The following is a 26,502-nucleotide window of genomic DNA, read 5'->3' on the forward strand; positions in this document are numbered from 1 at the left end:
CAAATCCACAGGTCAGCAAAATTTACAGATGCAGCCAACCGCTTCCTCGCTTCACTAAAAAAGCCACTCCCGAACGTCCTCATAGTTGACAAGCACCAACTGCTGCGCCTCCGGTCTCCCGTCCAGCATCTTGGTATTTACCTGCATTTCCTTGAGCAGATAGCTGGCCAACGCGGCGCGGGTTTGCAGGCGGAGCTGGCCGCCTTCCATGCTGTAGTCGTGTTCCAGTACGGCCTTCTGTTCGGCGGAGAGGCGCAGGTCCGGTTGCAGGATAAGGGTGATTTCGGTGTTCCAGGCGGTGTCGCCTTTGGCGCTGCGGGGGGATTTGTTGAGCACTTCCGGCTCGCCGTGAAACCGGCTGAGGACGAAATCCCGATATTGCTGATTCTTTTCACACCAGGCGCGCAGGTGCCAGCGCAGGCCGGTGTTGACGAAGGTGTGGGGGGCTATGATGCGGCCCTCCCGGTCCGGATTGGCGATGGAGCCGTAGTCCACCTCCACCCGGCGCTGTTCGCGGATGGCTTTTACCAGGGGACGCATCAGTTGTGGGGTGACGTTGCGAGCGGGGTGCCGGAGCACCAGGTTGGGTAGTTGGCAGGAGGGGCGGGCGGGCAGCGAGCGGGCGCTGAGGCCGGCCATCCAGTTGAGGTACTCGGCCACGTCGGTACCGATATAGTGGCACCGGAAGTCCGGGCTCGGAACATTCGCCTTGTCGCTGTGGCGGTATTCGAGGAGGTTGTGCGGGTGGGCTTCGCGGTAGCGATTGATCTCGCTGCTGGCGTATGGACGGCTGATGCCGAAGAACTCGCACAGATGGGTGGTGGTGAGGCGCCCTTCCCAGTAGGCGATAAGTTCGATCAGCCAGAAGCGGCGCTGTTGGATTTCGTCCATGTTGGCGGGTGCCCGCGCAGAACAGCCGGGAAGGCGTGAACTGCTTTGTTATTGTTTGTGACTTCCTTCTCGGTTTGAACCTTTTTACGCCAGCGGGTCCGGGAGGTCAACCGGCAGTAGGGGATTGCTGCTTCCATGTTGTCTTCGACTGGAGGGGAAGCTGCTGTTTTGCGTGGCGCTTTTCTTGCGAGTTGGGGATAGGATTCCGGATTTACGAGGGTGGCCCTGTGCTGGGGGCTGGGGGGCCCCTCTCCCCCGACCCCTCTCCCCGGGGGGAGAGGGGAGCTGAGGCTGCCGCCACCGGCTCCGATAGGTCAACTGCCCGCAGGGGCTGTTGCTGGGCTTTCGCTCATACCGGGATATTGCAATCGAGTTCGCCATTAAGCTCCAGCTGCCAAGAAGGCTGGACAGCCGGGAATAGTGTCGGTACAAACGATAGGTCGCCGCCACCCAGCAGGATTCCGAACATGAAACTGACCCCGGAACTGATCGAAGAGCTGGAAGTCCTCACCCTGTTCAACCTCAACACCACCCAGGAAGGTATCAAGGTGCACTCCACCGCCGCGTCCGGTGCCATCGCGGCGACCCGGCGGCTGCACGACAAGGGCCTGATCACCCAGGCCGACGGCGGCTATCTCACCGGTCTGGGCCACGACGCCGCCGAGCACGCCCAGACGCTCATAACCATTCTCACCACCGAGCCGAGCGCCGCCGGTCCGGAGCCGCGCTAGCGGTGCGAGCGGTTTGTGCCCCGCCCGGTCGGTCCGGGTTTGCGATGACACCCTCCCCGTGTTGAAGCCCCTCGGGCGCTCACCCATAATAGCGGCCCTGCGCGGCGCCCCCTCCCCCAGCCCCTCCCCCGCAAGCGGGAGAGGGGAGCATAGGTGCCTGCCAGGCTTTGCGGATACCAGCTACCCCGGAGAACCATGAGCGAATTCGTCGTCATCCTGCTCAGCACCATTCTGGTCAACAACTATGTGTTGGTGCAGTTCCTGGGCCTGTGTCCTTTTATGGGGGTCTCCAACAAGCTGGAGACGGCCGTGGGCATGGCGGGGGCGACCACTTTTGTGCTGACGCTGGCGTCCATCTGCTCCTACCTGGTGAACACCTACCTGCTGGAGCCCTTCGGCATCGAATACCTGCGCACCATCTCCTTTATATTGGTGATCGCGGTGGTGGTGCAGTTCGCGCGCATGTTTATCGAGAAGACCAGCCCGCTGATGTACCGGGTGCTGGGGGTCTTCCTGCCGCTGATCACCACCAACTGCGCGGTTCTCGGGGTGGCGCTGCAGAACACCATCAAGGCGCACACCTTTGTGCAGTCCACCCTCTACGGCTTCGGCGCGGCGGTGGGCTTTTCCCTGGTGCTGATCCTGTTTTCCTCCATGCGCGAGCGGCTGGCCGCCGCGGATGTGCCGCTGCCGTTCAAGGGCGCGGCCATCGGCATGGTCACCGCCGGGCTGATGTCATTGGCATTTATGGGCTTTAGCGGGTTGGTCTGATGTGGCAGTGGCTCCCTGAAATCTCCATCCCTCTGCTGGTGCTCGGCGGCATGTCGCTGGCCTTCGGCGCATTGCTGGGCTTTGCCGCGGTGCGTTTCAAGGTGGAGGGGGACCCGCTGGTGGACCAGGTGGACGAGTTGCTGCCGCAGACCCAGTGCGGCCAGTGCGGCTATCCCGGCTGCCGGCCCTACGCCGAGGCGATAGTGCACGGCGATGCCATCAATAAATGCCCCCCCGGCGGCCAGGCCACCATTAACGAACTGGCCAACCTGCTGGATATGGAGCCCGTGCCCCTGGACGCGGAGCACGGCACGGAAAAAACAGTGGAGATGGTGGCGTTTATCCGCGAGGCGGAGTGCATCGGCTGCACCAAGTGCATCCAGGCCTGCCCGGTGGACGCCATCGCCGGTGCGGCCAAATATATGCACACGGTGATCGTGGACGAGTGCACCGGCTGCGACCTGTGCGTGGACCCCTGCCCGGTGGACTGTATCGATATGGTGCCGCGGGAGGCTTCCCTCGCCGACTGGCACCCGGAGAAACCCGAGGAGGGGATCGACCTGATCGCCAGCGACCGCCCGCAGCGCGGCACCCGGTCCGGAAACAAGAGGGACGCAGCGTGAGCCCGGTGCAGGAAACAGAGTCCGCCCGCGAACGCCGCGCCGCCCGCGAGGCGCAGTTGATTGCCAGCGACCAGGCGCGGGAGAAGGCACGCGCGCTGAAGCTTTACGATTTTCCCGGCGGGGTTCACCCGCCGGAAAACAAGCACCAGTCCACCGGCGAACCCATCGGCAGCATTCCACTGGCGGAGGATTTAGTTGTACCGCTGAACCAGCATGTGGGCGGCACCGCGATTCCGCTGGTCCAGCTGGGCGAATACGTGATGAAGGGCCAGAAGATCGCCGAGGCGGACGGCCTGATCAGCTGCCCGGTGCACGCCCCCAGCTCCGGCAAAGTGATGGCGATCGAGCCCTGCGCGGTGCCCCACCCCTCCGGTATGCCGGCGGACAGTATCGTGATCCGCACCGACGGCGAGGAGCGCTGGTGCGAGCTGATTCCCTGCGAGGATTTCCGCGGTGAGGAGCCGGTGGACCTGCTGGAAAAGATCCGCGAATGCGGCATCGCCGGCATGGGCGGTTCCGGCTTCCCCACCGAGGTCAAGCTGGACCCCCACGGCGGCGCCGAGATCGATACGCTGCTGATCAATGGCGCGGAGTGCGAGCCCTATATCACCGCCGACGATATGCTGATGCGCGAGCGCGCGGAGGAAATTATCGCCGGGGTGAAGATCCTCGCCTATATACTCGACGAGCCTGAGCGGGTGCTGATAGGCATCGAGGACAACAAGCCCGAGGCCATCATGGCGATGCGCGCGGCCGCCGAAGACAGCCGCATCGATATCGTGGTCCTGCCCACCAAATACCCCTCCGGCGGCGAGAAGCAGCTGATCCAGATACTCACCGGGCGCGAGGTGCCCAATCGGGGGCTGCCCGCCAACATCGGCGTTATCTGCCAGAACGTGGGCACCGCCCGCGCGGTGTACCGGGCGATCCGTTTCGGCGAACCGTTGATCAGCCGGGTGACCACGGTGGTGGGCCGGGCGCTGGAGCGGCAGCGCAATATCGAGGTGCCCCTGGGCACCCCCATCCGCCATATTCTCAAGCACCACGGCGTCCACCACGGGCTGATGCAGCGCATCGTGATCGGCGGCCCTATGATGGGCTACACCATCGACGACGACAGTACGCCGGTGATCAAAACCACCAACTGCATCCTGGTGCCCACGGACGAGGAACTGCCGCCGGCGCCGCCGGCCCAGGCGTGTATCCGCTGCGGTTTCTGCGCCGAAGTGTGCCCCGCTTCGCTGCTGCCGCAACAGCTGTACTGGTATGCGCGGGTGGACGACCGGGAAAAACTGCAGGCCTACAACCTGTTCGACTGTATCGAGTGCGGCGCCTGTTCCTATGTGTGCCCCAGCACCATTCCGCTGGTGCAGTACTACCGCGCCGCCAAGGGCGATATCCGCATCGCCGAGGCGGAAAAGGAAAAATCCGATCGCGCCCGCGAGCGCTTCGAGTTCCGCAAGCTGCGCCTGGAAAAAGCCGAGAAGGAAAAGGAAGCCAAGCGCGAGGAGCGCCGCAAAGCCGCGGAACTGGCGCGCAAGCAGCGGGAAGAAAACGCCGGCTCCCCGGAAGCCAAATCTGCACAGCAGGAGGCCGATGTGGTGGCCGCCGCGCTGGCGCGGGTGAAAGCCAAACAGGCCTCTCCGGAACAACAACTGGCCCGCGCCCAGCGCGCACTCAGCAGTGCCGAGCAGCGGGTGGAGCGCATGCAGAAAAAACTCGAAGCCGCGGAAGAGAGCCAGCGCGGCCAATTGGCGGCGCAACTGAAGGAGGCGGAAATCCGCCTGGGGGAAGCGCAACAGAAACTGGCCCAGGCCGAAGAAAAGGCCGGCGCCGCGCCGGCGGAAAGCGCGGAGAAGAGTAAGGCGCAGAGCGCGATAGAAAAAGCCAAGGCGGCCGCCGCGGCCCGCGCCAGTATGAGCGATGCGGACAAACTGGCGGTGGATATCGACGCCCTCAAGGCGCGTGTGAAAAAGGCCGAAGCGCGGCTGGAAAAGGCGCGCGCGGAGGGTGATGCCAACGTGGACGCGTTTGAAACGGCGCTGGGGAAAATGCAGAAAAAACTGGAAGAGAAAATGCGTGAGCAGAAGAAAGCTGGAGATCAGGAATAATGGGATTGCGCTGTAGGAGCCTGCTTGCAGGCGAATTGGGCCGAATCCGATCCCGGGGATATCTCCTCGCGAGCGCCAGGGCGCTCGCGTTCGCCTGCAAGCAGGCTCCTACAGGTAGCGTTCCGCCTTCAGGGGTGAATGGTGCTGACTTAAGCGCTAGAGCCTCCGTAGGATGGGCAAAGGAGCGTAGCGACGTACCCATCTGCCGCGGCTTTGATGGGCACGCTTCGCTTTGCCCATCCTACATAAATACCAATTCTCGCCTTAGATCAGTGCCATTCGCTCCAGAGGTGAACCGATGGCATTGATGCGCGCCACCTCCCCCCACGCCCTCTCCGGCGAGAGCACCACCAAGGTCATGCTGCAGGTGGCCGCGGCCACGGTTCCCGGGGTGCTGGCGCTGGTGATTTATTTCGGCATCGGCGTGCTGATCAATATCCTGCTGTGCACCGCCACTGCGCTTGCCTGCGAGGCGGCGGTGATGAAACTGCGCAGCCGCCCGGTGGCTTTCTACCTCAAGGACGGCAGTGCCTTTGTTACGGCGCTGCTGCTGGGCATAGCCCTGCCGCCCTACTGCGTCTGGTGGCTGCCGGTGGTGGGCACCTTCACGGCAATCGTGCTGGCCAAGCACCTGTACGGCGGCATGGGCTACAACCCGTTCAACCCGGCCATGGTGGGCTACGTGGTGCTGTTGATCAGTTTCCCGGTGGCCATGACCCGCTGGGTGGGGCCCGCGGAACTCATCTACGGTGCGCCCGGTATCGACGAGGCCCTTGGCCTGGTGTTCGGTTTCGGCGGCTACAACGTGGACGGCTACACCCGCGCCACGCCGCTGGAAGTGGTGCGTCTAAACGAATCGGTGTTGCTCTCCCGGCTGTACGAAATGGAGCCGGTGTTCAACAAGGGCACGCTTGCCGGGCTCGGCTGGGAGACGGTGAATTTCGGTTTCCTGTTGGGCGGCCTCTTCCTGCTGTTCCGGCGCATCATCACCTGGCATGCGCCGGTGGCCATGCTCGCCACCCTGGCACTGCTGTCGCTGTTGTTCTACGACAGCGGCAGCTCTCTCTCCGAGGGCTCGCCCGCGCTGCACCTGTTTTCCGGGGCCACCATGCTCGGGGCGTTTTTTATCATTACCGACCCGATCAGCGGTGCCACCAGTAATAGGGGGCGGTTGATTTTCGGCGCCGGCGTGGGGCTTCTCACCTATGTGATCCGCGCCTGGGGCACCTACCCGGACGCGGTGGCTTTCGCGGTGCTGCTGATGAATTTCGCCGCGCCCACCATCGACAACTACACGGTGCCGCGCACCTACGGCCACAAGGCGCCGCGGCGGGCCACTGAGTTGGAGGAACGGTGATGCTAAAGCGATCCGTACTCGGCAACGGCCTGATCCTGGCGCTGTTCGCGCTGATCACCGCCGGCACCCTGGCGGTAACCCAGATCGTCACCCGCGAGCCCATCGAGCGGGCGATCCGCCAGGCAGCGGCCAAGGCGCTGCTGGAAATTATTCCCCTCGAGCGCCACAGCAACGACCTGCTGCTGGATACCTACCCGATCCCCAAGCGCTACTGGGAAATGCTGGACCTGCCCAATGGCGGCGATATCAATCTTGCGCGGGAGGACGACGGCAGCATCTTCGCGGTGATCATTCCCACGGTGGCGCCGGACGGCTACTCCGGCCCTATCCGGTTGCTGGTGGGTGTAAACCGGGACGGCACCGTCGCCGGGGTGCGCGTCACCAGCCACAGTGAAACCCCGGGGCTGGGGGACAAGGTGGACCTGAAGAAGAGCGACTGGATACTGTCATTCAACGGCAAGTCGCTTGACGACCCACCGCGGGACCTGTGGAAAGTACAGAAAGACGGTGGCGCCTTCGATCAGTTTACCGGCGCCACCATCACCCCGCGGGCGGTGGTAACCCAGGTGCGCACAGTGCTGGACTTCGTCGCCGAACATCGCGAGGAGATTTTCAACGTGCCGCCGTCCGGGCGCGCGGTGGAAGTGGAGCCGCAGGCGGCCAAACCTGCGGCGGAAAAACCCAAGTCAGAGAGCGAATGATGGCAAACCCCGAATACGGAGAGATCACCCGCAACGGCCTGTGGAGCAATAACCCGGCGCTGGTGCAGCTGCTGGGCCTGTGCCCGCTGCTGGCGGTGACCGGCTCGGTGGTGAACGCCATCGGCCTAGGACTGGCCACCACCGGCGTGCTCACCTGCTCCAACCTGGCGGTGTCCCTGGTGCGCCGGCAGATGCCGGAAGCGGTGCGCCTGCCCGCCTCGGTGATGATTATCGCCACCTTCGTCACCTGTGCCGAGCTGCTGATGAAGGCCTTTACCTACGAGCTCTATCTGGTGTTGGGGATTTTTATTCCGCTGATCGTCACCAACTGCACCATCCTCGGCCGCGCCGACGCCTTCGCCAGCAAAAACCCGGTACTGCCCTCGCTGGTGGACGGTTTTATGATGGGCGTGGGATTTACCGCGGTGCTGATTGTGATCGGCGCCATCCGCGAGGTGCTCGGCCAGGGCACGCTGTTTGCGGATATGGACCTGCTGTTCTGGCCCTCCGCCAAGGAGTGGGTGATCCCAGTACTCGGCGCCGACTACCCGGGCTTCCTGGCCGCGGTGCTGCCCCCCGGCGCCTTCCTGGTGGCGGGCCTGTTGATCGCGGCCAAAAATGCCATCGACGCGGGCATAGAGCGCCGCCGCAGCCAGCAGGTCAGAATCGTGCCCGGCGCCAAGCGGGTACGTACCACCGGCAAGATCACCTGATCCTGTAGGAGGGGCGGGGTGGTCATCCGCCATGCCCGCGATCGGTATCGGCTACGTAGAGAGGTCGATCGCGGCCATGGGCCGCTCCTACAAGGTCCTGCCCCAATTAGCCCGTCGCTGTAACTTTTTTGGCACACCCTTCCTCGCCACAGCGGTGGCCATTTCCAACTATTTCGCTAGAATGGGGACCCCGATCCGGAATTTGGTCGGCGACCAACAATAAAAACAGGGAATAACACTATGAGTGTGGACAATGGAAAGTCTGAACTGGTCTATCATGGACGCCGCGCCCAGCGCGCGGACAGCCGCCAACGCCGCAAAGCCATCCTCGAGGCTACTCTGCGGCTGATCGTCCGGGAGGGCATCCGCGGTATCCGCCACCGCGCCGTGGCCCGCGAGGCATCGGTACCTCTGGCCGCCACCACCTACTATTTCAAAGACCTGAGCGACCTGATCAGCGACGCCTTCACTTACTTTGTGGAACAGGGGCTGGAGCACACCCGCCAGTTGCAGCAGGACAGCTTCACCGCCGCCCGTCGCCTCACCCCGGAAGAGCGCGCCACGGGCACCGGGCGCAAGCTGCTGATCCAGCAGCTGACCCGCTTTATCCTCACCCATATCCGCGCCCAGGCCGGCAACCGCGACTACCGCCTGATCGAGCTGGCATTTCGCAATGAGGCCCTGCGCAACGAGCAACTGACCCGCGTCATCCGCATGGCCAACTCGGCCAACGAGTCGCTGGTCCAGGAATTCTTCGAACTGCTCGAACTCGCCGATCCCCAGGCGGCGGCGCAGATAGTGCACGGGACCATCCTCAACCTGGAATACCAGATCCTCAGCGGCGCCATCACCCACGACTCGCCACTGCTGGAACGCTCGGTCACCATGATGATCCGCGGCCTGATCCCCGCCACCCTCCCGGTGACGGAGGCCGCCCGGGCCTGAGCAATCCCCCCCTTTGTAGGAGCGGGCCATGCCCGCGATCGATAGTGGTTGAATCCACAGACCGATCGCGGGCATGGCCCGCTCCTACTAAGCTTACGGGGTCGTTAGCGAAAGCCGTACGGGTCTCCCCATGTCCCCCGCCCCGCGAATCCTGTGCACTCTGCTCACCGCCCTGCTATGCATCGCCACCGGCTGCGAGCGCGACCAGGAAGCCGGCAAAAAGGATGGAGAGGTGCCGGAGGTAAGAGGCGAATACCCCGTAGACGCCTATGACAATTACACCGAAACCGGCGACCTGGATGCGATCAAACGCCGCGGCAGGCTGCGCATCCTGGTGGACTTCGGGACCAGATCCCTGCACCGGTCCGCCACCCGGCAGGCTATCGAAATAGAACAGGCCATACGCCTGGCCCGGCACCTGGGCCTGAAGCCGGTGGTGCTCTACGCCAACAATTCCGACGACCTGATTCCACTGCTGAACGCCGGCAAGGGCGACATCATCGCCAACAACTTCACCATTACCCAAGAGCGCCAACGGCTGGTGGACTTCTCCACTCCCATGGCCGGCAGCCGGCTGGTGCTGGTATCGCGCCCGGATGTGGGCGCGGACCACTGGAAGGGGAAGACCCTCACTGTCACCGCCGGCACCACCTATGAGGCAAAGGGGCGTGAATTCGTTGAACGGCACCCGGGGTTAAAACTCGAGGTGGTGGAAAAGGACTGTATCGATCTGGCGGTGGACGTAGCCCAGGGGAGCACGGACTTTACGATTATCGACGAGTTTAGCCTGGACCTGGTGCTGCAGTTTCGCGACGACCTGAAGAAAAGCATCTTCTTCCCTGAACGGCAACAGCTGGCCTGGGCGGTGCGCAAGCATTCCCCGCAGCTGCTCGAAATGATGAACGACGAAATCCGCCCTATCGAACTCAGCCCTACCGGCGAGCGCTTTACCGGCGACCTGGATGAGATCAGGAAGCGCGGGGTCCTGCGCGCGGTAACCCGCAACTCACCCGGCTCTTATTTTATGTGGAAGGGCCGGTTGCTCGGCTACGAATATGAAATGCTGGAGGAGTTCGCCAGGAACCAGGGCCTGCGGCTGGAGATTATCGTCGCAGCGGAGCGCGACGACTTCATCGAATATCTCAATACCGGCAGGGCGGATATCGCCGCCGGCCTGCTCCCGGTCACCGGGCGCGGGAAACAAGAGGGAATCGCTTTTTCCGATTCCTACCTGAGCGGCGGGAGCGGCATCGTGGCGCGCAAGGGGGACGGCATCAAAAGCCCGGAAGCTCTCTCTGGCCGCACCGTGCATGTGCGTCAGTCCAGTAGCCAGCATGACGCATTGAAGAAGCTGCAACGAAAGGTCCCCGGAATCGAAATGGAACTGGCACCGGAAACCATGAGCAGCCAGCAGATTATCGACAAGGTGGCCAAAGGCGACTACGACTTGGCCCTGGTCGACGAAGTCACGGTGAAACTGGAGCGCCGCTGGCGCGACGACATTCACTTCACCCTGAAACTGCAGACCGACGACTACGCCTGGCTGATGCGCGGGAAGAACCCCGAACTGCTGGCCGCGGTAAATGAATTCTTTGGTCACAGAGAAACCGCGGCCGCTAAAGAACTGAGCAAAAAATATTTCGATTTCCCCAGATACACGCGCCCGGAAATTACCGAGCTGACCGCAGAGGGACATATTTCCCCCTACGACCGGCTGGTGCGGAAATATGCCAGGGACTACGGCCTCGACTGGCGGCTGGTGGTGGCGCAGATATTCCAGGAGAGCAGTTTCAACCCCAGGGCCAAATCCTGGGTTGGCACCCGCGGGCTGTTGCAGGTAATGCCGGTTACCGGCAGGCAGGTGGAGGAAAACCTGTACGATCCGGAGATCGGGATGCGCACGGGCTTGAAGTACCTGAAGTGGCTGCACGACAAATTCAAAGGCCGGGATGCCAGCGGCCCCGAAAATGCAATGTGGTTCACCCTCGCCGCCTACAGCGCCGGGCCCGGCCATGTGGACGACGCCAAAGACCTGGCGGAGGAGATGGGCTGGGACCGCAAGGTATGGTTCGGCAATGTGGAAAAAGCCATGCTGCTATTATCGCAGCGCAAATACTACAAAAAAGCCCGATACGGATACGCCCGCGGCCGCGAGCCGGTGGACTACGTACGCAGGATTGAGGCCCGCTTTCACATCTACGCGGCGCTGTTGGATGCCCACCGCAGAACCCGTAAAGCACACTTGTAGGAGCGGGCCATGCCCGCGACAAATCGGCAGGATAGCCGATTTGTCGCGGGCGCCCGAAGGGTGAGCGCCATGGACGGCGCGAATCAGCGGAGGTCGGAGACGCTGATCGCGGGCATGGCCCGCTCCTACAGGCAATCCCCCGGCATACCCGCAATCCACTCGCGCAGCAGCGCCACACCCTCCTCGTGCACCAGGCTCCGCCCCAGCTCCGGCATCATCGCCCCCGGGTCGGTGGACTCCACGCGGAAACTCAGGATCGACTCTTCCGGGTGGCCCGGCACTACGGCAAAACGGCGGTTGCCGCTGCCGGTGCCGGCGGCCACCGGGGGCTTGCACAGCCCCAGGCGGCGCTGGTCCTGTTCGGCCCTGTGCAGCATCAGCCCGGAGGTGTCCGCCGGACCCGCCGGGTTGTGGCAGTGGCCACAGTTGATGTCCAGGTAGGCACGGGCGCGCTCCTCGAGAGGAAAGCCGGTATCCGAGTAGCTGGCATTGCGCGGTATGGCGGCCAACTCCGGCAGTTCGCTGAGATAGCCGATCTGCTGCCAGTGCAACAACTGGTTCTGCGCACCCTCGGCGTAACTGCCCAGCTTGTGGGGATACTCTTTGTTCAGATGGCGCGCGCGCGGGCCCAGCGGGCGGATCGCCTTGTTGGTGTGATTGTCCGCGTGGCAGCCGGCGCACTGATTGGCATCCGGCACCACATAGGTGAAGGCATTGCTTCCGCCCTCTCCGTCCACCAGTTGCATGGGGATGGCATCGCCGGCGATTTCCAATGTGGCTTGTGTCTGCTCCGCATTCCACACGTAGGGCAGTGCCTGCCAGCCGTCCTCGCGCTTCACCAGCAGGCGGGTTTCCACCAGCCGCACATTGTCCAGGTCCAGTCCCGAACGGGAAAAGTCCGCGCTGTAATCCGCGGTGCGCAACACCCCTCCGCCCCCGGCTTTCGGGTAATAAAAGGTTTTGCTCAGCACCGTGCCCACCGGGTAATCGAAGGCTTCCTCGGCGTAGCGGGCAGAGCTGCCCGCGGGCATCCACACGGTGCGCAGCTTGTGTGCGTAGTCGGTAAACAGCTGGGTGTTGAGGTCGTAGGGAGTGACGCCGGCGTTGAGGGACAGTTCGCCGTCGATCACTTCCACGATATGCCAGTCGCTCAGCCGCTCCGGCACCGCATCGCGCCCGTGGATGACCACCTGCTCGCGGGATGCTTCGCATCCCGCGAGCGCCAGGGCCAGCACGCCACCCCAAAACAGCTTATGCATCGGCGGCCTCGGCTTGTGCGATTTCATCCCCCTCGCCGGCCGGGCTGTCAAAATCCAGCACTATCTGCGGCAGTTTTTTCAGGCTGCAGCTGTGCGGGGTTATATCTGTGGAAATATTTTTGAAATCGTTGGCGGCGTCCACATTGACAATGCCCGCTTCTCCGTTGTCGACGCACACCCGGAGTTTCTCGGGCAGCTCGCCGTCCACCAATTTTTCCGGATTCACCACGCCGTCCCACAAAATATCCGGCAGGCTGCCGCCCAGTCCGAACTTGGCCAGTTTTAGCGCCTTCAGTTCCAGGTGATCCGGGGACTTGCCGCCGCCACTGAATTGGTTGCCGTAAATGTAGATGCTCTCGGGATAGGGGTCGAAGTCATCCTGGGTGGATTTGTCGCTGTAGAAACCGGAGGTGTAATAACTGCTGACGATTATATTGGCGGTGTCGTTATCGGAAATTTCGTTGTCGAAAATTTCCACCAGGTCGTTGGAGTTGATCACCACACCCGAGCCGGCGGGAACCGCTGCCACCGGTGTGCCCTCATGGCCGAAATTGTCGGTGTTGTTTTTGAACACCCGGTTGTTGTAAACACGGGTGCTGTGGCCCGGCTGGGGCAGGTTGGGCATATTGAACACCAGGATGCCGCCGGTGTTGTTGGTGGCCACATTGCCGTAGACGTCGGCACCGATGGTATTTTCGATTTCGATACCGGCCACATTGTACTCGGCGCGGTTGTTGCGCACGATCACGTTGCGCGACTGGCCCACATAGATACCCGCATCGGAAGCGCCGATGGCCACAGTGCCTTCCACCAGGGTGTTTTTCGTCTGCACCGGGTAGATGCCGTAGGCCCCGTTATCGGTGGAGGGACCGTTGGTCCACTCCACGCGGACATTGCGAATAATAATATTCTCACCCTCGTTGACCTTGAGCGCATCGCCGATAGTGTCCTCTATGGCCAGGTCCTCGATGGTGAAATCGCTGGCATTCACCAACAGGCCCTCCGCCCCCTGAATCTGGTCCTTAAAGGAGAGAACGCTCTCGCTCATGCCCGCGCCGCGGATGGTCACTCCGTCCACGTTCAGTGACAGGCTGCGATTGAGTTGGAAGCGGCCGGCGGGAATTTCGATCACGTCGCCCGGCTGCGCGGAAATCAGCTGCTTGAGCAACTGTTTCTGGAAATCGGCGGAGGCCGACGGTTGTGACTCTTCGGTTTTCGAGGTGTCCGCATCCCTGGAACAGGCTACGGTCAGCACAGCCGCCAAGGCTACGCCAATATAAGCTGCGGTCTTCATGATAGTTTTCCTTGCTAATTATTCGAGTTGTTCCGTCCGGCAGATCAATTATCAATAAGTACGTTTGTACCAATTAAATCGCGAAAAAATTAGTGACTGCCAGTGAGCCGATGGTATCCAATCGACCGATGGCCAGCAAGCGGCCTTGCCGGAAGTTGCGGTGACCTGTAGGGTCTGGGAAATAACAGGGACAGAACAGTTTCCGCAAACATGAATTTCCTCCGTCTAGCCCCCGCACTCTCCGCCTGCCTTGCGGCCGCCGCAGCTGCAGAAACCCTGGAACTGGAAATCCGCACCGGGGAAAACAACTACCGGGCCCGGCAGGAGTTGGGTGAGACTTTCGAGTCATTCAATTCCGGCGCCATTCCCGGCGACCGGCCGCCGCGGGAATACCTGGCGATCCGCTGCGACGGACCCTGGGGTGCCCTCAAGTACCGCGTCACTCTTCCCAGCGGGCCCGGCTACCAATTGCGCGCCAATAACGAACGGCTGCTGCTGCAGATATTGGAACACTCGGTAATCAGCGAGGACCGGGCCATCGCAGCGATGAGCGTGCACTGCGTCGATACCGAACCGCGGCAGGTGGTGAAGTCACTGGTGGAAATTGAACTGGAGAGGGGCAGCCCCGCGGCGCAGCAGGTGCAACTGGCCAATGGCTATGTATTGGAATATCGCTATACGCCGTGATTTTAGGACTGAAATAGAAACCGACACCCTGTAGGAGCGGCCCATGGCCGCGATCGGACTGCGCTTCGTAGCTCAGGTCGATCGCGGCCATGGGCCGCTCCCGGCCGGACCGCTCCTACAATGTTTTTTCAAACCTGCGGTATTAGTGAAACACCGGCGCGGAAATAAAACTCCAGAAAAGCACCGTGCCCACCATCACCAGCACCGCCATCACCATGGATACAGTGACAATCGCGCTGGCGAACAGGAAGCCGCGCTCCTCGGAAACCTCCATCACGATGGGAATACCCAGGTACAGCAGGTACACCGCATAGGCCACCGCCAGGGTGGCGAGCAGGATATCCAGCCACAACAGCGGGTAGAAGCCGGCCGCACCGGCAATAAAGATGGGCGTTGCGGTAAAGCCGGCGACCACCATGCCTTTCATGGGATAGGTCCTGGCGCCGTAGGTTTTCGCCATCCAGTGAATAAAATAACCGATGGCCACCACCGCCAGCACCATGGTGCAGTAGAACACCGCCACCAGGGACAGGGCGCTGTCGCTGGTAATCCGCACCGGCTCCCCGCCGCCGATACTCCAGCCCACCCGGGTGGTGCCGAAATACCAGGCCAGCGCCGGCAGCAGCGCCAGCACGATCACATAGGGAATTTGCCGGCGGAGATTTTTCTCCGACAGGCTGCCGATTAGCTGCCACTGCCGACGCGGCTGTAGCAGCAGTCCGAACGTATGGTTCAACATCCCGTTTTCCTCACTACACTGCAAGAAACTCGGGAGAGTCCTCAATTGCTCAGTTTGATCTGGATACTGCTTGTCAAAGTGAGGAATACCGCTAAGAGGCCATTCCCAAAGCTCCAGTCTTTCTTATTGTTGCACTTGTCGTTGTAACACTTGGGTCGCACAAGTCAACGATCGAAATTAAATTGGCGGGAAAGTTTTTTTCGCGTTTCCTCTGGAAACATTCTGCAGGGAAAAATTGATACCGATTACCCCGGCTGGGAAAGTACCTTTGTAGGAGCGGCGGGGCGACCATCCGCCCATGGCCGCGATAGGGCTGCGCTTCGTAGCTCAGACCGATCGCGGCCATGGGCCGCTCCTACAGAGGGAATTGATCACTGGTCATTGATATCGACCACTTCCACCGGCCGCATCCAGCCAAAGCGATCCTCCGCGCGCCCCTCCTGGATATCCAGCAGCGCCTCGCGCAGGCACACGGCCACCGGGCCGGGGACCGAGGAGAGGAGGTATTCCCCGTTGTCGTCCCCCAGAACGCTGATCGGGCTGACGATCGCCGCGGTGCCGCAGGCGAAGGCCTCGCTGCAACTGCCGTCCCGCACCCGGGCGAGCAACTCGTCGATATCGATGTCCAGCTCGCGCACGGTGTAGCCCAGTTCCCGGGCCAGGGTGATCAGCGAGTCCCGAGTGACCCCTTCGAGGATCGAGCCGCTCAGGGCCGGCGTGTGCAGCTCGCCGTCGATCACCGCGAAGAAGTTCATGCCGGAGAGCTCGTCCACGGTACGCCGGTTGCCGGGGTTCAACCACAGGGACTGGTCGTAGCCCCGCTTCTTGAGCCGCGCGATGGAGAGCAGCGAGGCGGCGTAGTTACCGCCCACTTTACTGTCGCCGGTGCCGCCCACCGCCGCGCGGGAGTCCTCCCGCTCCACCCACAGGCGCATATTGCCGGCGTGATAGGCCTCGGAGGGGCTGGCGATCACGTAGAATTCGTAGGAGGCACTGGCGGAAACCGACAGATCCGGCTGGGTGCCCAACAGGAAAGGGCGCAGGTAGAGGGACTCGCCGCTGCTCGCCGGCACCAGGTTGGCGCAGTAGGCGGTCACCGTGCGCACGCCTTCCATAAATAGAGACTCCGGCACCGGCGGCATGCACAACCGCTCGGCGGAATGGGCCATGCGCGCGGCGTTGCGCTCCGGGCGGAACAGGCTGACCCCACCGTCCCGGGTGCGATAGGCTTTCATCCCCTCGAAGCAGGACTGGGCGTAGTGCAGCACCTTGGCCGCGGGGTCCAGCGCCAGCGGTCCGTAGGGGATCAGTTCGCCGGTGCTCCAGCAACCGTCCTGGCAACGGGCGCGAAACATCACCGGCGCCATCACGGTGCCGAAACCCAGCCGATCGGGTACTTCGAAGCCGCGCAGACAGCTGGCTACAGCGGGGTGTATTTCAATACTCACTGATTCTCTCCTGCTAACTCACGGGCCGATTATGGCGCTTGCCGGGATCGAATCCAAATCCTCCACCCAAGGGAAGAGGCATTCGCGCACAACCCTGCAGATTATGACCAAATGGATTAGGACAGACATTTCGAGATCTACTGAAATGCCGGCAGCCGGCGCGCGGCGCCCCCGGAAAAAAACTTTTTGTGATGCCGATCCATTTTTTTAACTGCGACACAAAATTACTGTCACCTGTTTCCTAATATCCGTGTATTGCCCGCGCCTTCCCCCTGCCGGGCTGCTACACCGAATAGGTGGACGGGATCTGATGCTTCGGGCGCAACTGCCGCCACAATCGCAAGTGACAAGCGCCCCTTGGCTATACTCATTTTTACGCACCCCCAGGCCGCCGCGGCAGATACGGGGCGCACTTTCACAGGTAATGGCGCCGCCTGGATCGGCGGGCCGGCAACCTGCCACCGGAAAGAACAATCACTCCGGGCACAGTCAGGGATTGTGCAAGAACCACACTTCAGGGAGAGAAAAATCCGCACGGCCACAGCGCCCGAGCGGAATTCGTGCCCGCCTCTCCGCTCCCAACAGGGTGCGAGACGGGTGAAGTACAACATGGAACAGAAGTGGTTCAACCGTGACACAGACAGAAATCGGCAACAATTTTGCTATCGGCTTGATGTTTACAGCCACAGCTCTGCTGTGTGGTAACACCTACGCGGAAGAAGGCACAGCCACCGCCGTCGATTCCAAGGCTCCGCCCCCCGCTTATATTGAGGCCGCGTCGAAACCCCTGGAAACGCCCAGGCGCCAGCTGCGCCCCTCGGAGGCGGTGGAGAACTACCGCGCCCGCATTGAAGAACTGGAGGCGGAACAGGGTGCCTACGGCGCGGGCATCGATGAGCAGTTGCTGGGCCTGGCCACGGCGCTGCAGAAAGCCGGCGCTCACGAAGAGGCGATCGGGGAATTCCGCCGCGCCATGCTGATCAACCGGGTCAATGAGGGCCTCTACTCCCTGAACCAGGTGCCCATGATCGAGCGCATGATCAGCAGCCAGATCGCACTGCAGCAATGGGAAGAAGCCAATGACAACCAGCAGTATCTCTTCTGGCTGCACGCGCGCAACTACGGGGAAAAGGACCCGCGCATGTTGCCGGTCATCAACAACCTGAGCCGCTGGCACCTGCAGTCCTACGTAGAGGAAAAAGGGGCTACCCTGTTCGAGCACTTGATCAGCGCCACTAATCTCTACACCCTGGCGGTGGATATCATCACCCAGAACTTCGGCGCCAACGACTTGCGCCTGGTGGAAGCCCTGCGCGGCCTCAAGGCCACCAACTACTACCTGGCCACCTACAAGGGTGAGCCGCAGGAAGCGATAGTGGTGAACACCAGCTTTGGCGGAGGCAACGGCATGGACCCGCAGAGATCCAAGCTGGACCACTACCGCATGAACAGCTTCAGCTCCGGCAAAAATGCCATTGCGCGCATCGTGGACGTCTACCAGAAAAACCCCCAGTCCCCCCCGGCGGCCTCCGCCAAGGCAAAGGTGGAACTGGGCGATTGGTATATGATGTTCAACAAATGGCATTCGGCGAAGAAAACCTACAGTGAGGCCTACCAGGCGCTGTGGGACAACGGCGCCACCAACCGGGAGATCGAGGATATTTTCGGTCGCCCCGCGGCGCTGCCGGCGCTGCCGATACTGGAAGAGGACCGCGAAGCGCTGGCGCAGTCCTACGTCACCGTCTCCTACGACGTGACCGCTTTCGGTAAAGTGCGCAATATCCGGGTACTGGATGCCAGGCCGGAAAACAGCGTGAGTATCCGTTCGCGGGTGCGCAATGTACTCAAGCGCGCAAAATTTCGCCCGCGCTTCGAAGACGGCGAACCGGTGGACACCACGGACATAGTGCAGCGCTTCGTATTCGATTGAAGCGGGAAAATGGCGTGGGAACGGACGGGAAGTTTCAACTCTGGATAACAGAAGCTGTCGAACATAAGGTGTAAACACGGCTCCCCCTGTAGGAGCGGCCCATGGCCGCGATCGATCTGAGCTACGAAGCGCAGTCCGATCGCGGCCATGGGCGGATGGCCGCCCCGCCGCTCCTACAGAAACCCGGGGCCGGCACCGGACACACGCAGCTCGGGAGAGACACAATGACACTACGGAAAGCAGTACTCGAAGAATTTGGCTGGCGCACGCTGGTCTCCGCTGTGGCGCTGAGCGCGGCGATCGCCGGCTGCAAAAGCCAGCAGACCCAATCACAACCACCGGCACAGCCGTCGCAGTCGCAATCCCAGTCGTCCTCCAGTTCTTCGTCCCAATCCCAGTCGAGCTCCTCCTCATCGAGCAGCTCCTCCAGCAATAGCCAGCCCTCGACCGCGAGCACCGGCATGCCCTCGAGCAGTTCTTCCAGCAGTCCCAGTCAGGGCATGCCTGGAGCCACCGCCTCCAGCAATCGCCCCAGCCTGGACCTGCCGAGCATCGAATCCGGCAGCGAGTCCAGCCAGCAGTCCAGCACCGCCTCGCGCAGCGGCGATGAATCGCAGCGCAGCCGCTCCGCCAGCGACAGCGGGCCCGACAGCACACGCACCGGCGAGCGCTCCACACCGGTGTACAGCGAGTCCGACCAGCGCGCGGAGGAGAGCCGCATGCCGCCGGACCCCTCCACCAACAGCGAGGGCGAGCCGCCGGACGAAGTCGACTTTTCCGAGGAGGAGCAGACCGCGTCCTCTTCCAGCTCCAGCAGTTCTTCCAGTAGTGCCTCATCCAGCAGCGCTTCCAACAGCGCGTCTTCGTCCAGCAGCGCCTCGGCCGGTGGTTCCTCCAGTGCCCAGGCCAGCGCCGGCAGCCCGGCGAGTGGCGGCAGCGGCGCCCCCAACGAGGCGCCGGCCAGCTCCGCGGAGCGGGTCGCGGAACTGGAGGGCGAGTTCGATGCCACCATGGCCAGCTACGACGGCATGATCCTGCGTTCGCGGGACTATGTGCGCAACCGCCCCGCTTCCCCCGAAGAGGAAGAGGAAGGCATGGATGAAGCGCCCCCCGGGGAATCCCTGGAGGACCTGATCGAATCCGCGGAAGCGGAAATCCCCGCGCCCCCCGGAGGCGGCGGCGAGGGCGGCAGCGGCCCGGAAATGAACAACTCCAGCGGCCAGGCCACCGGCCCCGGCCTGCCCACCGCCGGTCGCAAAGGCGAGTACGACCACAGCGGCACCACCCCGGTGGTGCCGGCGGACATTCCCCAAGGCGACGACGACGATGTGGTGGCCCGCCAGATCCGCGAGGCGGCCACCCGCGAGTCGGACCCGGAACTGCGGGAAAAACTGTGGGAAGAGTATCGAAAATATAAGAAAGCACAGAAGTGACAACGGAGGAAGCCGGTATGCTTTTGTCCAGGACGAATTTCTGCGTTGACGCTCTGGGGCGCAGCCTGCTGCTGGCGGCACTGCTGGCTCTCGGCGCCTGCACCACCACCGACGTGCGCACCACCGCCTTTACGCCGCTCACGGTGGAGGACGCGACCATTCCCGAAGACCGCCTGCTGGACGTGGGCATAGTACAGTTCAACCCCGGCCTGGACAGCACCGAGGCGGATGAGGACGAATTGGTTTTCCCTGAACTCCGCCGTGCGGAATCCCGCTACCTCGCCGTCACCCTGGCCGAGTCGCTGCAGTCCAGCCAGGGTTGGGGCGCGGTGCGGGTCATCCCCAGCGAGCGCACCAATATCGATGTCACCGTCACCGGCACCATCCTGCAGTCCGACGGCGAGACCCTCACCGTGGATGTCACCGTCACCGACTCCCGCGGCCAGGTGTGGTTCAACAAGGAATATACCGAGCAGGCCTCCCAGTACGCCTACGACCGCAAGCATCCCACCGAGGGCGACGCCTTCCAGGGAGTCTACAACCGCATCGCCAACGACATGCTGATTTACCGGCAGCGGCTCTCAGACCAGTACATCGCCGAGCTGCGCACCATTTCCGAAATGAAGTTCGCGCGCAGCTTTTCCCCCCACGCCTTCGACCGCTACCTGATTCGGAACGAGGATGGCCTCTACCAACTGACCGCCCTGCCCGCGGAGAACGACCCCATGCTCGAGCGCGTGCGCCGCATTCGCGAGCGGGACTACCTGTTCGTGGATACCCTGCAGGGCTACTACGGCACCTTCGTGAAATCCATGGAGACGCCCTATCAGGAGTGGCGCGCCCTGAGCTATGAGGAAGTGCAGCAGATGCGCGAACTCAAGCGCAAGGCCCGCAACCACACCATCATGGGCGCGGCGGCGATTATCGGTGGTATTGCCGCCGCCGGGGGCGGCACCGGCGCCGCCCGCGCCGCCGGTCAGGTGGGTATCGCCGGCGGCGGCTACCTGATCAAGAGCGGTTTCGACCGCCGCGCGGAAGCCAAGATGCACATAGAGGCGCTGCAGGAACTGGGCGACTCCATGCAGTCGGAGGTGGAGCCACAGATCGTCGAACTGGAAGACCGCACCGTGACCCTCACCGGCACCGTGGAAAACCAGTACCGCCAGTGGCGCGAACTGCTCAGGGAAATCTACCAGGCGGAAACCGGCGCGCTGGAAACCAGTATCTGAACCGAGGGGCGCTAAGTTAAACATTAACCATGATGCGAAGGGCCTGATGCCGGGGGGTTTTTGCGGGACTGGGACTCGGGCCATCCATGGCCCTCGCCCTTTGGGCGCCTTCGGCGTCCAAAACGGCAGTCCTGCCGTTTTGTCTGCGAGAGGGACCTCGCGGACAAGCCTCCAGGGATGGATTCACGGCGTGTCCCGCAAAAAGCCCCCGGTAGCAGGGCCGCCCCAGACTTACTTAGCGCCATTGAACCAATGGTAATGACCCACAAGATCCGGTAGGAGCGGGCCATGCCCGCGATCGGCAGTGATTCCCGCCGTCGATCGCGGGCATGGCCCGCTCCTACAGAAAATAAACAGCAGTGCGGAACGACTATGCAACACCGCGACCCGTCACCAGAAGACAACGGATTCATCCAGCCGGCGGAATTTACTTTCGGCGGCGAAAAGCCCGCGCAAGCGGAGTCCCAGCAGACCCGCGCCCGCGCAGCGGCCGCGCAAAAAGATCCGCGAAACCAGCAGCACCTGGCCGTCGCGGTGGGCACGGGCCTGCTGCTCGCGCTGATCGGGGTTTTCTGGGGCCTGCCGCAACTGGTGGAAAAACCCAGGCCGCAACTCCCGGCCCAAACCGCCGATACGCAAACCGGCGCTCCGAAAAAAATCGAGACCTCCCCCTACAGCGAAGCCGAAATGGCCCAGCAGCGACGCGAGGTCCAGAAAGTGCTGCAGGATATCCTGATGCTGCAGGAGGAACTGGAGGAACGGCAGATAGATCTCTGGGCCGGCGAGGAGTTTTCCGCGGCCCGGGCTCTGGCGGAGGAAGCGGACGGGATCTACCGCCAGCGCAAATTCATGCAGGCCCTGGACAAATACCGCGAAGCCCTGGCCGCGATGCAGTCGCTGCGCGATGGCATTCCCGACCGTATCGAAAAACACCTGGCCGAAGGTAACGAAGCCCTTGACCGCGGCGATGCCAAGGCCGCGCACGCCGCCTTCGACCTGGTATTGATCATTTCCGAAGATCACCCCCGGGGTGTCAAGGGCAAGGCCCGTGCGGAAAAACTGCCCGAGGCCTGGGAGCACTTCACCGAAGGCAAAACGGCGTTCGAAAAAAACGACCTGAACGCAGCCCGCGACGCCCTGAAGGAATCCCTGGCGGTGGACCCGGAGACCCGCCCGGCCAAGGAGCTTCTCCCGCGGGTTCTCGCCGACATCACCGAGCGCGACTACAGCGAGGCCATGTCCGCGGGCTATGCGGCAATCGCCGAGGAGAATTTTTCCGCGGCGAAAAAATCCTTCCAGAAAGCGCAGGCGCTGAAGCCACAGGCTGAAGACCCCGCCGTCGGATTGCGGCAGGCCGACAACGGCCTCAAACAACAGCGTATCGACCAATTGTTCAGCCGCGCGCGCCAACAGGAGGCGGCGGAAGAGTGGCACGCCGCCGCCGAGAATTACCGCAAACTGCTGAAAATGGATTCCAGCCTGGTTTCCGCCATCACCGGAAAGGCCCGCGCCGAAGCCCGCGCCCAGCTGGACGACCAACTGCAGGAACTGCTCGAAGACCCCCTCTCCCTCGGCGGCGGCAAGCGCAACCGCTACGCCCGCGAAGTGCTCGCCGACGCGCGCAAACTCGAAAGCGGCACGCCGCGCCTGCAAGGCCAGATCGAACAACTGGAAAACGCCATCACCAAAGCGCTGATCCCCATCCCGGTGCGCCTGCAATCCGACACCAGCACCAGCGTGACGATTTATCACGTGGGCCGGCTGGGCAATTTTGCCGAGCGCGAAATCACTCTGAAGCCGGGTCGCTACACCGCCGTGGGCACCCGCGAGGGCTACCGGGACGTTCGCCGGGAATTTACCGTGGACCCCACCGAGGAACCACCCACCGTGGTCATCCAGTGCGCGGAGAAAATTAACGGCGTCAATAACAGCTGAGCGCGCGAACGGACCCTCCGCTTATTGATCAAAAACTGCACGACTTTCATGTGTGGAAAAACCTGGACACAAACGCCAGGGCGGTTCCCGCGATAAGATGACTTTTATGCCAAATGGCGTTACAAAGACACTGACAGTACCAGTTGCGGGCTAAGCTGTAGGGCACCAAGAACGCTTCGTGCCGGTCCGTCGGTTTCCCGAAACCAGCGCGAGGTCTTCACACGCGATAAGTCGATAAGTGCGCAGTAACAGGAAAGCATAAATGACAGCGAAGGAAGCGGTACCCGTTCGCAAGAGCGATCGCGCGGACGACGACTTTTTGCTCATAGAGCCCACCGGCTTCACGCCGGTCCAGGTCGAAGCCGGTGGCAGAAAACTGCTGTTTTCTCCCCGCGCGCTGTCTATTGCCGGCTGCCTGCTGCTGGGCCTGTTGGCGCTGGTCTACCTGCTGGTCGCCCGCTCGCTGATTTTTGAAACCCAGCCCGCCGACGCCGATGTCAGCGTCAGCGGCCTCGCCCTGCCCCTGGGCGACGGCCATCTGGTCCTGCCGGGTCACTACAGCTACACCGTGAGCGCCGAGGGCTACCTGCCAAAAAGCGGTGAGGTGGAAGTCGACAGCGACGGCCACAGCCGCCACATCGTCAAATTGGAAAAACTCCCCGGGCACCTGCGGGTGATCACTGATCCGCCGGTGGCGGTGCGCATCCTGGTGGACAGCGACGAAGTCCCCAGCGAACATGGCCTGGCAAAGAATATTCCCGCCGGACGCAAGCGCATCACCCTATTGAGCGAACGCTACCTGCCCTTTACCCGCGAAGTGGATATCGAGGGCCTGGACAACACCCAGACACTGCAGGCAAAACTGCGCCCCGCCTGGGCCAGTATCCATATCAACACCAACCCACCCGGCGCCACCGTTACCGTGGAGGGCGAGGTGCTCGGCACCACGCCGCTGAGCGCGGAGCTCATTCAGGGGGACAGACTGGTGGAGCTGTCGATGCCGGACCACAAAACCGAAAAGATCCCCGTGGAGGTGACTGCGGGCGTCGACCAGACACTGGCGCCGGTGGACCTGGGGCCCGCGGACGGCATCCTGCACCTGACCAGTGTCCCGGAAGACGCCAGCGTCACCGTGGACGGCGAATTTCGCGGCCGCACACCGCTGCGACTGGAACTGGCCTCCGGGCGCAGCCACCAATTGCGTTTTTTCAAGGATGGCTACAGCTCGGTGGATCGCACCATCGACATAGCCGCCGGCGTCGAGCGCGATCTCTCCGTCGACCTCTCTGCCGTATTCGGCCGCGTGCGCGTCACCAGCAGTCCGGAAAACGCCCAAGTCTTGATCGACGGCGAACTCGCCGGTGTCGCCGGCCAGACCTTCACCCTGCCCGCGCGCAGCCACAGTATCGTGGTGCGCAAGGCCGGCTACGAAGATTACCAGACCAGCATCGTGCCCAGCGGTAAGCTGGAACAGACCGTGCGCGCGGTACTGCTCACCGCCGAACAGGCCCACTGGTCCAAGGTGCCGGCGGAAATCACCCACGGCGCCGGCGGCCGCATGAAGCTGATGCGCCCCGACGCCCGCTTCACCATGGGCTCCTCCCGCCGCGAACAGGGCCGCCGCGCCAACGAAGTGCTGCGCCAGGTCTCCCTGACCCGCCCCTTCTACCTCGCCACCACTGAAGTCACCAACGGCGAGTACCGCCGCTACCAGCGCATGCACAGCTCCAGCCACGTGCAGGGAGTCAGCCTGGACAACGACAACCTGCCGGTGGTGAATATCGGCTGGACCGACGCGGCCCTCTTCTGCAACTGGCTGTCCGAGCGCGACGGTCTCAACCCCGTTTACCTGACCGAGCGCGGCCGCATCATCGGCTTCGACACCGCCGCCGACGGCTACCGCCTGCCCACCGAGGCGGAGTGGGCCTGGGCCGCCCGCTACGACCGGGGAGCCATGCGTAAATTCCCCTGGGGCGATGAACTGCCGGTGCAAAAAAATTCCGGCAATTTCGCCGACACCAGTGCCGCGCAACTGGTACCCGCGGTACTGCGCACCTACAGCGACCGCTACGCCGCCACTTCACCGGTGGGCAGCTACTCCCCCAATTCCCTGGGCATCCACGATCTCGGGGGCAATGTTTCCGAGTGGGTGCACGACCTCTACACCATCGGCACCGGGCTCTCGCTGAGGCGGGAGGAAAACCCGGTGGGCCCGCAGGATGGCGACTATCACGTAATCCGCGGCTCCAGCTGGCGCCACGCCGGCCTCACCGAGCTGCGGCTTTCTTTTCGCGATTACGGCGCCGATCCCCGCAACGATGTGGGTTTCCGCGTAGCGCGCTGGGTCAACGGGGAGACGACACCATGAAATGGACAGTAATTTTTCTCAGCCTGGTATTCACTTCCGCGCCGCTGACTGCGCAGGATAAAGCGGAAGAAGAAAACACAGAGAAAGAAGTCCAGGTGGCACAGGCCGATCGCGACAAGAAAAAAACGGAGAAAGAAGCCGACGACTACCGACCCTCGGAGGAAATTTCCGAGGACCTGTCCGTCTCCTATCCCATCGATATTTAAAAGAGCACCGCCATGAAATTCAAATCCTCCGATTTTATCTTTCAGCTCTTCGCCCTGCTGGGTGCCATCATCCTGGTCCACGCCATCTATGTGGCGATTATCCGTCCCAACGCGGATGCGATGATCGAAGAGCAATTGGCCCGCGAAGCCGCCGGGGAAACCTACATACAGCAGCGCTCGCTCTACATCGTGATGCGCGACTATGAACAGGAGGCCTGCTTCGTACTGATGCTCTGGGCCATGGCGATTATGGGGCTGAAAGCCCGCCGCAGCCTGCGCGAACGCCGCCTGCTGGACAGCGCCCTGCTCAATATCAGCGAAGGCACGCCGATCCTGCCGGAAGACGCGCGGGACCTCACCCGCCCCATACAGGCCCTGCCGGAGGAAGAGCGCAACTTCCTGCTGCCCCGCGCCCTGCTCACCGCGCTGCAACGCTTCGGCTCCACCCGCAACGTGGCCGCGGTTTCCAATTCCGTGAAAGAGGTGTGCGACACCGAGGGGGACCGTTTGGACAGTGAACTGGCCATGGTGCGTTACATCACCTGGGCCATACCCTCCATCGGCTTTATCGGTACGGTGCGCGGTATCGGCGAGGCGCTGTCCCAGGCGCACCGGGCGGTGGAAGGTGATATCGCCGGGGTGACCGTCAGCCTGGGCGTGGCCTTCAACTCCACTTTTGTCGCGCTGGTGATCAGCATCGTGATCATGTTTTTCACCCACCAACTGCAACTGATGCAGGAACGGCTGGTGCTGGATACGCAGAATTATTGCGACAACAACCTGTTGCGGTTTTTGAAAGTGAGTTGATCGCTGGGTTAAAAGAATTGTAGGAGCGGTCCGGCCGCTCCTACAGGGTAATTAGCCAGTTGGGCACGGGCCTGCT

22 protein-coding genes are annotated in these 26,502 nt (G+C 62.6%); 17 read left to right on the forward strand and 5 right to left on the reverse strand.

Annotated features, from left to right (window positions below):
• Nucleotides 1-54 precede the first annotated feature (54 nt).
• Entirely contained in the window at nt 55-891 is an 837-nt protein-coding gene (locus PP263_RS11615) for a WYL domain-containing protein (RefSeq protein ID WP_308363664.1), read from the reverse strand.
• A 467-nt stretch (nt 892-1,358) separates the two neighbouring features.
• On the opposite strand from PP263_RS11615, the gene PP263_RS11620 reads away from it, so the two are divergent.
• The 9 genes from PP263_RS11620 to PP263_RS11660 all read left to right on the forward strand — a co-directional run bounded on the left by PP263_RS11620 (nt 1,359) and on the right by PP263_RS11660 (nt 11,091).
• Nucleotides 1,359-1,622 (forward strand): TIGR02647 family protein, encoded by a 264-nt coding sequence (locus PP263_RS11620; protein ID WP_308363665.1) that lies wholly within the window; start codon nt 1,359-1,361, stop codon nt 1,620-1,622.
• A gap of 195 nt (nt 1,623-1,817) precedes the next feature.
• Nucleotides 1,818-2,393 carry an electron transport complex subunit RsxA gene (gene rsxA / locus PP263_RS11625; protein WP_183462453.1) on the forward strand — a complete coding sequence of 192 codons (576 nt, stop codon included), beginning with the start codon at nt 1,818-1,820 and terminating at the stop codon, nt 2,391-2,393.
• Nucleotides 2,393-3,016, forward strand: a complete 624-nt coding sequence (gene rsxB, locus PP263_RS11630) for an electron transport complex subunit RsxB (RefSeq protein WP_308363666.1) — start codon at nt 2,393-2,395, stop codon at nt 3,014-3,016. Before rsxA ends, rsxB begins: the two co-directional genes overlap by 1 nt.
• A gap of 56 nt (nt 3,017-3,072) precedes the next feature.
• Entirely contained in the window at nt 3,073-5,127 is a 2,055-nt protein-coding gene (gene rsxC, locus PP263_RS11635) for an electron transport complex subunit RsxC (RefSeq protein WP_308368607.1), read from the forward strand.
• Nucleotides 5,128-5,425: 298 nt separating this feature from the next.
• Nucleotides 5,426-6,484, forward strand: coding sequence for an electron transport complex subunit RsxD (gene rsxD / locus PP263_RS11640; protein ID WP_308363667.1), 1,059 nt, complete (start codon nt 5,426-5,428; stop codon nt 6,482-6,484).
• On the forward strand, nt 6,484-7,185 hold the full coding sequence (gene rsxG / locus PP263_RS11645) for an electron transport complex subunit RsxG (protein ID WP_308363668.1): 702 nt from the start codon (nt 6,484-6,486) through the stop codon (nt 7,183-7,185). The genes rsxD and rsxG overlap by 1 nt, the downstream gene beginning before the upstream one ends.
• The gene (locus tag PP263_RS11650; protein WP_308363669.1) at nt 7,185-7,898 is read left to right on the forward strand and encodes an electron transport complex subunit E; all 714 of its coding nucleotides are present in this window, start codon (nt 7,185-7,187) and stop codon (nt 7,896-7,898) included. The genes rsxG and PP263_RS11650 overlap by 1 nt, the downstream gene beginning before the upstream one ends.
• Nucleotides 7,899-8,138: 240 nt before the next feature.
• On the forward strand, nt 8,139-8,843 hold the full coding sequence (locus PP263_RS11655; RefSeq protein WP_308363670.1) for a TetR/AcrR family transcriptional regulator: 705 nt from the start codon (nt 8,139-8,141) through the stop codon (nt 8,841-8,843).
• 130 nt (nt 8,844-8,973) lie between these two features.
• Nucleotides 8,974-11,091, forward strand: coding sequence for a transporter substrate-binding domain-containing protein (locus PP263_RS11660; protein WP_308363671.1), 2,118 nt, complete (start codon nt 8,974-8,976; stop codon nt 11,089-11,091).
• Between the two features lie 125 nt (nt 11,092-11,216).
• Here the strand turns inward: PP263_RS11660 and PP263_RS11665 are convergent, their stop codons facing one another.
• Together PP263_RS11665 and PP263_RS11670 are read right to left on the reverse strand one after the other, a co-directional pair.
• Entirely contained in the window at nt 11,217-12,350 is a 1,134-nt protein-coding gene (locus PP263_RS11665) for an SO2930 family diheme c-type cytochrome (protein WP_308363672.1), read from the reverse strand.
• Entirely contained in the window at nt 12,343-13,644 is a 1,302-nt protein-coding gene (locus PP263_RS11670) for a parallel beta-helix domain-containing protein (protein ID WP_308363673.1), read from the reverse strand. The genes PP263_RS11665 and PP263_RS11670 overlap by 8 nt, the downstream gene beginning before the upstream one ends.
• 210 nt (nt 13,645-13,854) lie before the next feature.
• Between PP263_RS11670 and PP263_RS11675 the strand changes: the two genes are divergently transcribed.
• A complete protein-coding gene (locus PP263_RS11675) occupies nt 13,855-14,331 on the forward strand; it encodes a hypothetical protein (RefSeq protein ID WP_308363675.1) in 477 nt (158 codons plus the stop codon).
• Between the two features lie 142 nt (nt 14,332-14,473).
• Here the strand turns inward: PP263_RS11675 and PP263_RS11680 are convergent, their stop codons facing one another.
• Nucleotides 14,474-15,070 carry a Yip1 family protein gene (locus PP263_RS11680; RefSeq protein ID WP_183461454.1) on the reverse strand — a complete coding sequence of 199 codons (597 nt, stop codon included), beginning with the start codon at nt 15,068-15,070 and terminating at the stop codon, nt 14,474-14,476.
• Nucleotides 15,071-15,441: 371 nt separating this feature from the next.
• A complete protein-coding gene (locus PP263_RS11685; protein WP_308363677.1) occupies nt 15,442-16,518 on the reverse strand; it encodes a branched-chain amino acid aminotransferase in 1,077 nt (358 codons plus the stop codon).
• A gap of 631 nt (nt 16,519-17,149) precedes the next feature.
• Between PP263_RS11685 and PP263_RS11690 the strand changes: the two genes are divergently transcribed.
• The 7 genes from PP263_RS11690 (at nt 17,150) to PP263_RS11720 (ending at nt 26,426) form a co-directional block, all read left to right on the forward strand.
• The gene (locus PP263_RS11690) at nt 17,150-18,448 is read left to right on the forward strand and encodes a hypothetical protein (RefSeq protein ID WP_308363678.1); all 1,299 of its coding nucleotides are present in this window, start codon (nt 17,150-17,152) and stop codon (nt 18,446-18,448) included.
• 224 nt (nt 18,449-18,672) lie between these two features.
• Nucleotides 18,673-19,881: a hypothetical protein gene (locus PP263_RS11695; protein WP_308363679.1), complete on the forward strand. Its 1,209-nt coding sequence runs from the start codon at nt 18,673-18,675 to the stop codon at nt 19,879-19,881.
• Nucleotides 19,882-19,898: 17 nt separating this feature from the next.
• The gene (locus PP263_RS11700; RefSeq protein WP_308363680.1) at nt 19,899-21,110 is read left to right on the forward strand and encodes a hypothetical protein; all 1,212 of its coding nucleotides are present in this window, start codon (nt 19,899-19,901) and stop codon (nt 21,108-21,110) included.
• A 372-nt stretch (nt 21,111-21,482) separates the two neighbouring features.
• Nucleotides 21,483-23,045: a hypothetical protein gene (locus PP263_RS11705; protein ID WP_308363681.1), complete on the forward strand. Its 1,563-nt coding sequence runs from the start codon at nt 21,483-21,485 to the stop codon at nt 23,043-23,045.
• Between the two features lie 262 nt (nt 23,046-23,307).
• Nucleotides 23,308-25,413, forward strand: a complete 2,106-nt coding sequence (locus tag PP263_RS11710; RefSeq protein ID WP_308363682.1) for an SUMF1/EgtB/PvdO family nonheme iron enzyme — start codon at nt 23,308-23,310, stop codon at nt 25,411-25,413.
• On the forward strand, nt 25,410-25,619 hold the full coding sequence (locus PP263_RS11715; protein WP_308363683.1) for a hypothetical protein: 210 nt from the start codon (nt 25,410-25,412) through the stop codon (nt 25,617-25,619). The genes PP263_RS11710 and PP263_RS11715 overlap by 4 nt, the downstream gene beginning before the upstream one ends.
• 12 nt (nt 25,620-25,631) lie before the next feature.
• The gene (locus PP263_RS11720) at nt 25,632-26,426 is read left to right on the forward strand and encodes a MotA/TolQ/ExbB proton channel family protein (RefSeq protein WP_308363685.1); all 795 of its coding nucleotides are present in this window, start codon (nt 25,632-25,634) and stop codon (nt 26,424-26,426) included.
• Nucleotides 26,427-26,502 lie beyond the last annotated feature (76 nt).

It is taken from the genome of Microbulbifer sp. TB1203 (assembly GCF_030997045.1).
Taxonomy (GTDB): domain Bacteria; phylum Pseudomonadota; class Gammaproteobacteria; order Pseudomonadales; family Cellvibrionaceae; genus Microbulbifer.